This is a genomic window from Nocardia sp. NPDC003269, assembly GCF_042888005.1.
Lineage (GTDB): Bacteria > Actinomycetota > Actinomycetes > Mycobacteriales > Mycobacteriaceae > Nocardia.
Map to the genome: position 1 here is coordinate 1,126,288 of NZ_JBIAPA010000003.1, position 12,821 is coordinate 1,139,108.

9 protein-coding genes are annotated in these 12,821 nt (G+C 71.5%); 5 read left to right on the forward strand and 4 right to left on the reverse strand.

The genetic code is table 11. The annotated features are described in order from the left end of the window. Positions 1–27: 27 nt before the first annotated feature. On the reverse strand, positions 28–1,446 hold the full coding sequence (locus ACFYWJ_RS25235; RefSeq protein ID WP_355281980.1) for an O-antigen ligase family protein: 1,419 nt from the start codon (positions 1,444–1,446) through the stop codon (positions 28–30). A gap of 216 nt (positions 1,447–1,662) precedes the next feature. Between ACFYWJ_RS25235 and ACFYWJ_RS25240 the strand changes: the two genes are divergently transcribed. Next, positions 1,663–2,025, forward strand: coding sequence for a cupin domain-containing protein (locus ACFYWJ_RS25240; RefSeq protein ID WP_355281977.1), 363 nt, complete (start codon positions 1,663–1,665; stop codon positions 2,023–2,025). Between the two features lie 3 nt (positions 2,026–2,028). Here ACFYWJ_RS25240 and ACFYWJ_RS25245 read toward each other — a convergent pair whose 3' ends face one another. Together ACFYWJ_RS25245 and ACFYWJ_RS25250 are read right to left on the reverse strand one after the other, a co-directional pair. Next, positions 2,029–3,930 carry an alkyl sulfatase dimerization domain-containing protein gene (locus tag ACFYWJ_RS25245; RefSeq protein ID WP_355282117.1) on the reverse strand — a complete coding sequence of 634 codons (1,902 nt, stop codon included), beginning with the start codon at positions 3,928–3,930 and terminating at the stop codon, positions 2,029–2,031. A gap of 225 nt (positions 3,931–4,155) precedes the next feature. Beyond that, positions 4,156–5,778, reverse strand: coding sequence for a helix-turn-helix domain-containing protein (locus tag ACFYWJ_RS25250; RefSeq protein WP_355281975.1), 1,623 nt, complete (start codon positions 5,776–5,778; stop codon positions 4,156–4,158). A gap of 132 nt (positions 5,779–5,910) precedes the next feature. Between ACFYWJ_RS25250 and pruA the strand changes: the two genes are divergently transcribed. The 4 genes from pruA to ACFYWJ_RS25270 all read left to right on the forward strand — a co-directional run bounded on the left by pruA (position 5,911) and on the right by ACFYWJ_RS25270 (position 10,668). Then, positions 5,911–7,563, forward strand: a complete 1,653-nt coding sequence (pruA, locus tag ACFYWJ_RS25255) for an L-glutamate gamma-semialdehyde dehydrogenase (protein WP_355281972.1) — start codon at positions 5,911–5,913, stop codon at positions 7,561–7,563. Next, positions 7,563–8,522: a proline dehydrogenase family protein gene (locus ACFYWJ_RS25260; protein ID WP_355281970.1), complete on the forward strand. Its 960-nt coding sequence runs from the start codon at positions 7,563–7,565 to the stop codon at positions 8,520–8,522. Before pruA ends, ACFYWJ_RS25260 begins: the two co-directional genes overlap by 1 nt. A 72-nt stretch (positions 8,523–8,594) precedes the next feature. Next, on the forward strand, positions 8,595–10,022 hold the full coding sequence (locus ACFYWJ_RS25265) for an amino acid permease (RefSeq protein ID WP_355281967.1): 1,428 nt from the start codon (positions 8,595–8,597) through the stop codon (positions 10,020–10,022). Between the two features lie 34 nt (positions 10,023–10,056). Beyond that, positions 10,057–10,668 carry a helix-turn-helix domain-containing protein gene (locus tag ACFYWJ_RS25270; RefSeq protein ID WP_355281965.1) on the forward strand — a complete coding sequence of 204 codons (612 nt, stop codon included), beginning with the start codon at positions 10,057–10,059 and terminating at the stop codon, positions 10,666–10,668. Here ACFYWJ_RS25270 and ACFYWJ_RS25275 read toward each other — a convergent pair. Then, complete coding sequence (locus ACFYWJ_RS25275) at positions 10,651–12,717, reverse strand: AMP-binding protein (protein ID WP_355281963.1); 2,067 nt, start codon at positions 12,715–12,717, stop codon at positions 10,651–10,653. The genes ACFYWJ_RS25270 and ACFYWJ_RS25275 overlap by 18 nt on opposite strands. Positions 12,718–12,821 lie beyond the last annotated feature (104 nt).

Consider the following 12,821-nt stretch of genomic DNA (forward strand, 5'->3'; position numbering starts at 1 on the left):
AGACCGGGACCGTGTCGCCCGCCGTGGTCACCAGGTGCCGCGTGGAGTGGGCACGAACCCCGGGCCCGCGCGGCCCCGATCCCGTTCGGGCGCACGGGCTCTCGGCAGGGTCCGGGCGATATCGCGGGGCAGCGGCATCGTCTCGTCGAACAGCGACACCGCGCGCCAGGGCTGCGCGTCGATCGCCGGTTGCGCCTGTCGTCGCCGGGTCTCGTCGGTGACGAGGACGGCGGCGATCGCGGCCGCCGCGAACGCGATCCGCTGGGTGTTGGCGGGATGGTCGCCGAGGCTGATCACCAGGAAACCGCACAGTCCGGCCGCCGTGGCGGGCGCCGTCATCGATCCGGCGGCGCTCGCCGTCACGGCCGTCCAGGTACCGACGACGGTGATCGCCAGCATCGCCAGCAACCCGCCGACGCCGGCCTCGACCGCGAAGTTCAGCCACAGGTTGTGGGCGTGCTGGAACTGCTCCGTGCTGTCGACCGCCGCGGTGAGGTGGGCGCCGGCGCGGGCCGGTCCGACACCCTGGGGACGGTCGGCGGCCAGCCGCGCGGCGGCCGTCCACACGTCCGCCCGCACGCCGACCTTCCCGCGGGTCACGAGGGCGACCAGGACCGGCCCGGCGACGAGCGCGGCGCCGAGCGGGATCATCCAGGGCACCCAGCGATCGGTCGTAGCGTGCCTGCCGGGGCGCAGCCGCCGCAGGAAGACGTACACCGCCAGGCCCGCGATCGCCGCGATCACCCCGCCACGCGATCCGGTGAGCAGCACCCCCAGGTACCCCAGCACGACCAATCCGCCCGCGACCAGCCGCGACCGCATGTCCGCCAGCGAGGCGGCGCCCGCGGCGGCCACCGGCAGCAGCAGCACCAGGTAGGCGGCCAGCAGATTCGGGTTCGCGAAGGTGCCGACCGCGCGGATCATGGTGTCGGGACCGCAGACGTCGGCGGATCCGTCGATCGCGCCACGGCAGAAGCCGGTCGGGGTCTCCTGCACGATCTGCTGCAACGCGACGATGCTCGCGATCGTGGTGCAGGCCAGCGCCAGCAGGGCGATCGCGGGCCAGGAATCGGGCACCACCCGGCGCACACCGACCGCCAGGTAGTAGACCGCCACCACGGTGAGCAGGCCGCGCCACGACGACCACGGTTGTCCCGCCAGCTGATTGGCCACCGCCGAAGCGATGAGCAGCAGCGCGATCGGCAGGTCGAACGCGGTGCGGAACCGGGATTCGCCGGTCAGCGCCACCGCCAGCAGCCCGACGAGGACGACCAGCCGGGTCGGGGTCACGATCCAGGTGATCGGCTCGTCGGGCAGGATGTCGGCGACGCATTCGAGTGCGATCGCCGCCAGGCACAGCAGCGCGGTCGCGCGCGCGGCGACGACGTGCGGGGCCGCGCGCGGGGCGGGCCGCGCGACGTCGGCCGCGGCGCGGGGATAACTCATCCGTCAGGTGTCCCGCACCGGAGTTTCGGGACGGCCACGGACAGGCGTTGTCCGGATGACAGTTGACGCCGGGTCAGCTGAACCGACGTTTCGCTTGCGAACGGTCCCCCACCGGCGAACCATTGACTGTGCGGTGGCTGCCGTCGTGGGCCGAGCGCGCACACGCGCCCGGTGGACCCGACCCGTCGGCCACCTCCGACGACCCAGGAGCCGATGATGTCCGCCCTGACGCGCAAGAATTTCGACGCACCCGAGGAAACCCGGCCCTTCGAGCAGGACAAGGGCAAGCTCGATCTCGTGAATCTCGACAGCGGACCGGTGGGCCGGGCCGTGTTCGAACCGGGCTGGCGCTGGTCGCTGCACGTCAAGCCGATCGCCGGGACCGAGAGCTGCCAGGCACCGCACATGGGCTACTGCCTGTCGGGGCGGATGGTGGTGGTGATGGACGACGGCGAGCAGCAGGAGTTCGGGCCGGGCGACCTGATGGTGGTGCCGCCCGGTCACGACGCCTGGGTGGTCGGCGACGAAGCCTGCGTGATGCTCGATTGGCAGGGCGTCGCCGACTACGCCAAGCGGTAACCGCTACGGCGTCACGATGGCGAAGTTCGGGTCCGGCTTGTCGATCAGGCCGGGCAGCTTCGTCAGCGCGGTGATGTCGCCCTCGATGACGATGTCGCCGCTGAGCACTTCCTTCTTCAGATCGCCGCCGCCGGCCAGGCTGCGGATCAGCACGGGCCTGGTCAGGGTGAGGGTGGCGTCCGGCGCGGGCAGGTCGTCGCCGGGGAACCGGTCGTAGTGCACGAGCACGCCGTTGCGCAGTTCCACGCGGTGGATCCGGTTGCCCTCGTCGCTGATCCGCCAGTCGCTGGTGGTCCGGACGTCCCAGGCCTTGGGCCCGTCGATGCGCAGCGCCATCGCGTCGAAGACCTGCTCCACGCTCAGTGCCGCCGCCAGCGCCGCCGAATTCGCCGCGGTCGGGGTGCCGAAGGAGCCGTTGCGCAGCTCGTAGGCGCCGCTGAGGTAGAAGTTGCGCCAGGTGGCGTTCTCGGCGCCGTAGGCCAGCTGTTCGAACGCGCTCGCCTGCAGGGCTTTCGCGGTGCCGTTGTCGGGATCGGCGAAGATCGCGTAGTTCAGCAGCTGCACCGCCCAGCGGAAGTCCGCGGCGTCGTAGGCCCGCTGTGCCTGCTGGAGCACCGCGGCGGTGCCGCCCATGGCGTCGACGTGACGGCGGGCGTTCTCCACCGGCGGATGCTCCCAGAGGTGGGCCGGGTTGCCGTCGAACCAGCCCATGTAGCGCTGGTAGACGGCCTTCACGTTGTGGCTGACCGAGCCGTAGTAGCCGTGCGTCGACCAGGCGGCGGTGAGCGCGGGCGGCATCGTCATCATCTCGGCGATCTCGGCGCCGACGTAGCCCTTGTTCAGCAGCCGCAGTGTCTGATCGTTGAGGTAGGCGTACAGATCGCGTTGCAGGGACAGGAATTCCACGATCCGGTCGGTGCCCCAGATCGGCCAGTGGTGCGAGGAGAACACCAGCTCGCTGCGGCGGCCGTACCGGTTGATCGAATCGGTGAGGTACTTCGCCCAGACGTGCGGGTCACGGACCAGCGCGCCGCGCAGGGTGACGATGTTGTGCATGGTGTGCGTGGCGTTCTCGGCCATGCACAGGATGCGGCGGTCGGGGAAGTAGATGTTCATCTCCGCGGGCGCCTCGGTGCCCGGCGTGAGCTGGAAGACCATCCGCACGCCGTCGACCGTCTCGGTCTGGTCGGTGTGGGTGATGTCGCGGGTGGGCGGGATGAGGCTGACCGTTCCGGTCGAGGTGGTCTGCCCCAGACCCGAACCGACCTGGCCCTTCGGTCCGCGGGGCAGGGCGGCGCCGTACATGTAGGCGGCGCGGCGGGCCATCGCGGTGCCGGTGTAGATGTTCTCGGCGACCGCGTGTTCCAGGAAGCCGGCCGGCGCGAGCACCGGGCAGCGCCCCGCCGCCACGTCCTGTGGGGCCAGGACGCCGTAACTGCCGCCGAAGTGGTCGATGTGGGAGTGCGTGTAGATCAGGCCGGTCACCGGCCGGTCACCGCGGTGCTTGCGATACAGCGCCAGGCCCGCCGCCGCGGTTTCGGCGGAGACGAGCGGGTCGATCACCACGACGCCGGTGTCGCCCTCGATCAGGGTCATGTTCGACAGGTCGAGGCCGCGGATCTGGTAGTAGCCGGGCGCTATCTCGTAGAGCCCCTGCTTGACGGTGAGCTGGGACTGCCGCCACAGGCTCGGGTTCACCGATTGCGGACAGGCACCGGCGAGGAACTCGTAGGAGTCGGTGTCCCACACCACCTTTCCCGCCGCGTCGGTGATCTTGCCCGGCTCGAGCGAGGCGATCCAGCCGCGATCGGCGTCGGCGAAATCGGCGGTGTCGCCGAAGGGCAGGGTATCGGTCAGCGCGCGATTGGCGTCGGCGACGGCCTTCGTCGGGTCGGTCTGCGTCATCGACGGGCTGACCTCGCCGCCGTCGTCGCCGCAGCCGGTGACGGTGAGGCCGACGGCCAGCGCGGCGGCCGCCCCGGCTCCGACGCCGAGCATGCCGCGGCGCGACACCTCGAACCGATCCGTGTTCGTCCCGTCCACCACTACATCCTCACTCAGGTGATCACTTCCCCGCCGCACGAGCGGTGCGACCGGCGCCGCTATTGCAGCATAACTGCAATAACTGAGTTACGGCTGAGCAATCGGCACAGCGGCCAGCTGGATCTCGAGCAGCAGCCGGTCGGCCGGGTCGGCAAGGTCGATCCCGAGCACGGCCTCGGCCCGCCGCAGCCGGTAACGCAGCGTGTTCGGATGCACGCGCAGCGCGGCCGCCGCGGCGCTCACCTCACCGTGCGCCCGCAGATAGGCCAGCACCGACCCGCGTAGCTCGGCGGCGTGTTCGCGATCGTAGGCGTCGAGCGCGGCCAGCCGGGGATCGTGCAGGTGCGGCCGGTCCCGGACCAGCTCGACGATCTCGGCCAGCAGCACAGCCGTCCTGGCCTCGGCCAGCGTGGCGACCCGGCTGCCCGACGCCGCGGCCGCCGGGCTGTCCAGCACGCGATCGACTTCCGCGCGAGCGCCCGCGACGGCCGTCAGCCCTGCCACCGGCGCCGCGACGGCCGCGCGCACCACCAGCCCGCGCGCCTGTTCCAGCTGTGCGACGAGCTTGCGCAGCCAGGAGCCGACACCGCGCTCGGAGTGATAGGACGGCAGCAGCACATACACCCGGTCGCCGATCGCCTCGGTCACCGAGTCGTCGCGAAAGGCGCTGGCGTGCAAGCGGATCAGGCCGCTGGAGGCGGTCAGATCGGCGACCGGGCCGACCGGGGCGAAGCCGATCACCGCGGCGGGACCCGCGGTCGGCAGGTGCAGCGCGGCGGCGACGGACGGGACGTCGACACCGTCGCCGTGCACGCCGAACAACCGGCGCACCAGCAGGGCCTCGGTCGACGGCGCGTCCAGCCCGCGCGCGATGATCCGCGCCGCGACCGCCGACGCGCCACGCAACACCTGCGCCGCGTCCGGCCGCAGCGGGCGGTCGCCCTGCTGGAGCCAGATGGTGCCGAGCACCCGCTCGGGGGTACCGCGCCGGATGCCGACCACCAGCCTGCGCCGGATGTCGAGTTCGGGATGTTCGGGCACGTCGACGACCTCGTCGCTGCGCCACACCCGGTCGAAGACCCCCCAGTCACGCAGGATCCGCAGGTAGTCGCCCGGCCCTTCGCGACCGAGGATGGACCGGATGCGCAACTGGTCGGCGGAGGCGTCGGAGGCGGAGTAGGCCAGCACGTGCGACTGCGGGTCCTCGATGGACACCATGCCGCCGGTCTCCTTGGCGACCACCTGCGCGAGGCCGAACAGGTCGGTGTCGGGGGCGAGCAGGTCGTGCTCGTCGGCCGCGGCGCGCTGGCCGGGCGAGCGTGCCAGCATCCGGCGCACCAGCGCGAACACCTGGTCCCAGCGGGCCTGCCGGTGCACGTGCACCAGCGCCAGCCCGGCCGCCGACGCCGCGGCCCGCACGGCGGGCGAGTCGTTGGCGCTCTTGGTCATCAGCACGCGGGGGCGCTGGCCGGGATCGCGGGCGCCCACGCCCCGCAGCCAGCGCACGGTCGCCTCGGCATCGACACCGACCAGCAGATACACCGTCGGCAGCGCCCCCTCGGTCTCGAGCTGGTCGGGCAGATCGGCGGGCTCGGCGAGCGCGACCGAGCGCAGCGGCACCGACTCCCCCGCCGGCGCGTCGACCAGCGTGGCGACGGTGTGGTCGAGGGCGGCGATCAGCTCGCCCAGCGTCGTGGCGTCCTCCGGCATCGCAGACCTCCCGGCTTTGTCCGATCGGATGAACCCTTGCGCTGTTCTTCGTCCGATCAGCCGATTATGCCGCGTCACCGCCGGTGTTGACTACGTCACATCCCGCCACCACTCGACGCAGGAGCCGCCCTCATGGACGCCATCGCGACCACTCCGCCGCCGGTCAACGAACCGGTCGGCAGCTTCGCCCCGGGGACCCCGGAGCGTGCCCGGCTGCGCACCGCCCTCGCCGATCTGTCCGCGACACCCACCGACATCCGGCACGTCATCGGCGGCCGCCACCTGACCGGTGACGGCCCGGCCGTCGACGTCGTCCAGCCGCACCGGCACGCCGCCGTCCTCGGCACCCTGCACGACGCGACCGCCGCCGAGGCCGCCGCCGCGGTGGAGGCGGCCACCGCGGCGGCGCCGGCCTGGCAGGCGATGTCGTTCGACGATCGCGCCGCGATCTTCCTGCGCGCCGCGGATCTGCTGGCGGGACCCTGGCGCGAGACGATCGCGGCCGCGACCATGCTCGGCCAGTCCAAGTCCGCCTACCAGGCCGAGATCGACGCGCCGTGCGAGCTGGTCGACTTCTGGCGCTTCAATGTCTCCTTCGCCCGCCGCATCCTGGCCGAACAGCCGATCTCCGCGCCCGGCGTGTGGAACCGGATGCAGTACCGGTCGCTGGAGGGTTTCGTCTACGCGGTCACGCCGTTCAACTTCACCGCCATCGCGGGCAACCTGCCGACCGCGCCCGCGCTGATGGGCAACACCGTGGTGTGGAAACCGGCCCGCACCCAGGCGGTCGCCGCCTACCTGACGATGCGGCTGCTCGAGGCGGCGGGACTGCCCGCCGGGGTGATCAACCTCGTCCACGGTGCGGGACCGGCGATCTCGGAGGTCGTCCTCGCCGATCCCCGGCTGGCGGGCGTGCACTTCACCGGCTCGACGGCCACCTTCCAGCACCTGTGGCGCGAGGTGGCGCAGCGGATCGACCGGTACCGCACCTACCCGCGACTCGTCGGTGAGACCGGCGGCAAGGACTTCGTACTGGCCCACCCCTCGGCCGACCCCGCGGTCCTCACCACCGCCCTGCTGCGCGGCGCGTTCGACTACCAGGGGCAGAAATGCTCGGCCGCCTCGCGCGCGTTCGTCCCGCGCTCGGTGTGGGCGGCGATGTCGGAGGACCTGATCGAGCGGACCGCCGCGCTGCGCTACGGCGACGTCACCGACTTCACCAATTTCGGTGGGGCACTGATCGATCGACGCGCCTTCGACCGCAATACCGCGGCGCTGGAGCGGGCCAAGGCGACGCCGGGGCTGACCGTGGTGGCCGGGGGCCACAGCGACGACAGCGTCGGCTGGTTCGTCGAACCGACCGTCGTCGTCGGTGACGATCCCGCCGACGAGATCTTCCACACCGAGTACTTCGGCCCGATCCTGGCCGTGCACGTCTACGACGACCGCCTCCCCGACGGCTTCACCGCCGCCATGGATCTCGTCGACCGGGGCAGCGCCTACGGGCTGACCGGCTCGATCATCGCCGAGGACCGGGCCGCGATCACCGCCGCCACCGACCGGCTCACCTTCGCCGCGGGCAACTTCTACATCAACGACAAACCGTCCGGCGCCGTCGTCGGCCAGCAGCCGTTCGGCGGCGGGCGCGCCTCGGGCACCAACGACAAGGCGGGCTCGGCGCAGAACCTGCTGCGCTGGACCTCCGCCCGCACGATCAAGGAAACCTTCACCCCGCCGACCGAGCACCGCTATCCCCATCAGGCACCCGACCCGGAGGTCCGCTGATGTCCGCCGTCCTGCGCTCGACCCTGCTCGCCGCCGCCCGCTCGCCGCGGCTGGAACGCGCCGTCACCCGGCTGCCGGTCAGCCGGGACGTGGTGGCCCGCTTCGTGGCGGGCACCACCGTCGACCAGGCGGTGCGCGCGGCCGAAACCCTGCTGCGCTCCGGCCGTTTCGTCAGCGTCGACTATCTCGGCGAGGACACCACCGATCTGGCGAGCGCGGAATCGACCGTCGCCCAGTACCGCGCACTCATCGCCGCGCTCGGCCGGCTCCCCCAGGCCGAGGTGGCGGCGGGCGCGGTGCGGCCGCTGGAGGTCTCGGTGAAACTGTCGGCGCTGGGCCAGGCCCTGCCCCGCGACGGACACGCGATCGCCCGCGAGCACGCGCACCGGATCTGCGCGGCCGCCGAGGCCGCGGGCCTGTGGGTCACCGTCGACGCCGAGGACCACACCACCACCGACTCGACCCTCGAGATCGTGCGCGAGCTGCGCGCCGACTACCCGTGGCTGGGCACCGTCCTGCAGGCCTACCTGCGCCGCACCGAGGACGACTGCCGCGCGCTGGCCGGTCCCGGCTCGCGGATCCGGTTGTGCAAGGGCGCCTACGACGAACCCGAGTCGGTGGCCTTCCGCGACCGCGCCGAGGTCGACGCGTCCTATCTGCGCTGCCTGGCGATCCTGACCGCGGGCGCGGGGTATCCGATGATCGCCTCGCACGACCCGGCGGTGCTCGCCGCCGCCGGGGTCGCGGTGCAGTCGGCGCAACGTAAGACCGAGGAGTACGAGTTCCAGATGCTGTTCGGCATCCGGGCCGACGAACAGCAGCGACTCGCCGACGCGGGCAACCACGTTCGGGTCTATGTCCCCTACGGTGACCAGTGGTACGGATATTTCATGCGCAGGCTGGCCGAACGGCCCGCCAACCTGGGGTTCTTCCTGCGCGCGCTGGTCGGCGGGCGCTGAACAATATTCACTCTCGGCGCCCGCGGCCCCGACGTGGCGGTGTACTGGTGTGCGTCGACGGAAGGAACGCGAATGTCTTTCGCAGAGTTGCGCGCCCAGATGCTGCGCCGCAAACCCCTCGTCGAGATCGAGGACGAGATCCCGAGCGACGAGCGGCTCGCCAAGTCGCTCGGGCTGTGGCAGCTGACCGCGATCGGCGTCGGCGGCATCATCGGCGCGGGCATCTTCACCCTGGCCGGGTCGGTCGCCCACTCGGTCACCGGCCCGGCGGTCTTGATCTCGTTCCTGATCGCCGGTGTGGCCAGCGCGGCGGCGGCGTTGTGTTACGCCGAGTTCGCGGGCATGGTGCCCAAGGCGGGGTCGGCCTACACCTACGGCTACGTCTCGCTCGGTGAGCTGGCGGGCTGGTTCATCGGCTGGGACCTGCTGCTCGAGTACATCGCCGTGGCGGCGGTGGTCGCGATCGGCGTGTCCGGCTACTTCGGGTTCCTGCTCGACCAGATCGGCCTGACCCTGCCCGAGTGGATGCTCGGCGCGCCAGACACCGGCGACGGGCGGGTCGTCGACCTGTTCGCCGTGCTGTTCTGCCTGGGCACCGCGTGGGTGCTCTCGCGCGGGATCGGCAGCGTCGGCCGGTTCGAGACCGTCGCGGTCGGGATCAAGGTCGCGCTGGTCGTGCTCATCGTCGTGCTCGGCGTGTTCCACATCGACAGCGCCAACTACGACCCGTACTTCCCGTTCGGCGTCGGCGCGGTGTGGACGGGCGCCGCGACGGTGTTCTTCGCCGTGTTCGGCTACGACGCCATGAGCACCGCGGCCGAGGAATCCGTCGACGGGCGCAAGCACCTGCCCAAGGCGATCATCTACTCCCTGGCCATCGCCATGGTGCTCTACGTGCTGGCCACGCTGGTGCTCACCGGGATGCAGAAGTACACCGAGATCAGCCCGACCAGCGGGTTCTCCACCGCGTTCGAGGCGGTCGGGATGCCGGGCGTCGCCAACATCATCGCCGTCGGCGCGATCGTCGGCATCGTCACCGTGGTGCTGACGTTCATGCTCGGCGTCACCCGGGTGTGGTTCGCGATGAGCCGCGACGGGCTGCTGCCCGCGTGGTTCGCCAAGACCCACCCGACCCGCAAGGTGCCGACCAGGGTGACCTGGATCGTCGGCGTCGGCGCGGCGATCCTGGCCGGCGTGCTGCCGATCAACACCGTCGCCGAGCTCACCAACATCGGCATCCTGATGGCCTTCATCGTGGTGTGCGTCGCGGTGATCGTGTTGCGTCGCACCAGGCCCGACGCGCCACGCTCGTTCCGGCTGCCGTTCATGCCGGTGATCCCGCTGGTCGGCATCGGGTTCTCGGCGTACCTGATCTACTCGCTGCCGTGGGAGACCTGGCTGCGGTTCCTGGCGTGGCTGGTGGTGGGTCTGATCGTCTACTTCGGCTACTCGCGCACGCATTCGGTGATGAACCGGACGGCGGTGCCGCCGAGCGAGTGACCCGGGGCCGGGCGGTCTGTGCTGTGATGGGCCGATGAGTTCAGGGCACGAGGCCGCGGCGGCGGGCGAGGACCCGGCGCGCCCGCCGCGACGGCGCCGCGATCCGGAGAAGACCCGCGAGGCCATCATCGACGGGCTGCTCGCCGCGCTCACCGACGGCGATTTCGCGCCGACCACGCGCACGATCGCCGCCAGGGCAGGCACCTCCGAGCGCAGTATCTTCGTGCACTTCGCCGATCGGGAGGCCCTGCTCGTCGCCGCGGTCGAGCGCCAGTCGGCGACGGTCGAGGCCTGCCTGATCACCCCCGATCCCACCCTGCCGCTGGCGGAGCGGATCGCGCTGGCGGTCCGGCAGAGCTCGGCCATCTTCGACCTCCAGCGGTCCCCGCGCCTGCCCGGCCTGCAGGAATCCCGCTCGGTCGCCGCGATCGACGCGCGGATGCGGCGCACCGACGACCGTATCCGCGACACCCTGGCGGCCCTGTTCGCTCCCGAACTGGCCGGTGACGACGAACTGCTCGACCTGGTCGATGGCGCGCTGGCCTGGCCCGCCCACCACCACCTGCGGGATCGGCGCGGCCGCTCGCGCGAGCAGGCCGCGGCCGCGATCGAGCGAGCGCTGCGGCGGTTACTCGCTCAGGGCTGACTCCGGGCGCACCAGCACCCGCTTGAGGATCTTGCCGGTCTCCCCCCGCGGCAGCGCGGACAGGAAGGTGACATCGCGCGGGACCGAGAAGCGGCTGAGCCGGTTGCGGATGTAGGTCCGGACCATGTCCGAATCCAGGCCCGCCCCTTCGCGTTTCACCACGAACGCGGCCAGCCGCTGGCCGAACTCCCGATCGGGCACGCCGACCACGGCCACCTCGGTGATCTGCGGCAGATGGGCCAGCGCCTCCTCGACCGGGCGCGGGAAGACGTTCTCGCCGCCGGAGATGATCATCTCGTCGTCGCGGCCCGCGACGAACAACCGGCCCGCGGCGTCGAGATAGCCGAGATCGCCGGTGTCGAGCATGCCGTCGGCCTCCTCCGGCGGCGCGGCGTTGACGTAGCCGTCGAAGAGCATGTGGTTGGCGACGAAGATGTGCCCGGTCGCGCCGACCGGCACCGGGCGCAGGTCGGGACCGAGCACGGCCACCCGGGTGCCCAGCGGCGGGCGGCCCGCCGTGGTCGGCGAGACCCGCAGGTCGGCGGGCGTGGCGACGCTGGCCCAGGACACCTCGGTCGAGCCGTACACGTTGTACAGCACGTCGCCGAAGGTGTCGAGGAAGCGCAGCACGGTGGCCCCGGCCAGCGGCGCGCCGCAGCTGACGACGTGGCGCAGGCTGGACAGATCGAAGCTCGCGCGCACCTCGTCGGGCACGTCGAGCAGTCGCTCGACCATCGTCGGGACGACGATCAGCGTGGTGATCCGGTGCTCGACGATCGCGCGCAGGCAGGCGAGCGCGTCGAAGCCGTCGGTCAGCACCACGGTCGCGCGCAGGGCCGTGCTCAGCTGCAACCCGGCCAGGCCCCACGTGTGGAACAGCGGCGCCGGGATGAGCACGACCTCCTCGACCCGCATCGGAATCCGCGAGAGCAGTGCCGCGATGGTGCCGAAGCCCTTGGGGTGCGGGCGGCGCGCGCCCTTCGGTGAGCCGCTGGTGCCGGAGGTGAGCACGATCAGCCTGCCGGGGTGAGCGGGCACCGGAAAATCGTTCTGTGCCAAGGCGATCAGGCCGTCGATGGTGGTGCGTTCCGGGTCCGGCGGCTGGTCGTCGGTGGTGAACCGGGGCACGTCGCTGTGCAGGTAGCGGATCAGGGTCTCCAGCTGTCCGTCGACGTAGACCGCGCTGAGGCGGTGCCGCTGCACGATCTCCTCGATCCGCCGCCCCGACAGCCCGGCGTTGAGCAGGGCCACGTCGACGCCGAGTTTGCCCGCCGCGACCATGGTTTCGACCATGCCCGCGTGATTGCGCGCGAGCAGGCCGATCGCGTCACCCGCGCGCAGGCCGAGGGAGTACATCGCCCCGGCCAGCGCGGTGGACCTTTCGTCGACCTCGGCGAAGGTGCGCGTGCCGTGCGGATCGATCACCGCGAGACGGGTCGGCGTGTGCGCGGCGCCCGCGGCGTAGCCGCCGGCCAGGTTGAAGCCCCATTTCGCCAGGGAGCGAAGCTGTTTCACGATCGAGACGGGTTCCGGGCGCATCAGCCCGGTGGCCGCGATGCTGCGCACCACCCCGGTATTGCGGCGCACCACCGAGCGCTCGGCGTTGATCACGATCGAGGATCGGGTGCCCGCGATGATGTCGGCGGTGCGGCGCAGTCCGGCCTTCACCCAGTCGGTGACCGCGGAGTTGCTGCGTGCGCCGAGCATCGGGTGCACCCTGGCCGCGGCGAACAGGGTGATGTCGAGGCGGGTGCGCTGCTCGTCACCGCGCAGGCGGATCGCGGCGAAGCTGCCCAGCGCGGAGCTGCGCAGCTCGAAACTCTCGTACCAGCGCCCGATCTCGAGCACGAACTCGTGGGTCTCGATCCCCGCGCTGGCCGAGCCGACCCGGACCTGCCAGACCACCGAACCGTCGGGGCGCTCGACCCGTTCGCAGCTGCCGATGCCGGTGAACATCCGCGGATAGCTCTGGGGGTCCAGCAGGACGTCCCACAGTGATTGACGCGAGATCGTGAAATCCGCGGTGACATCGATGACGTCGGTGACCAAACTCCGTGCTCTTCCCGTCGGCCTGTTCGACCAGTCGGTCGGCGGGCAAAAATGGGCGCCACGGTCGATACCGCCGCGCGGGTCGTCACGCTACCCGCCCGTGC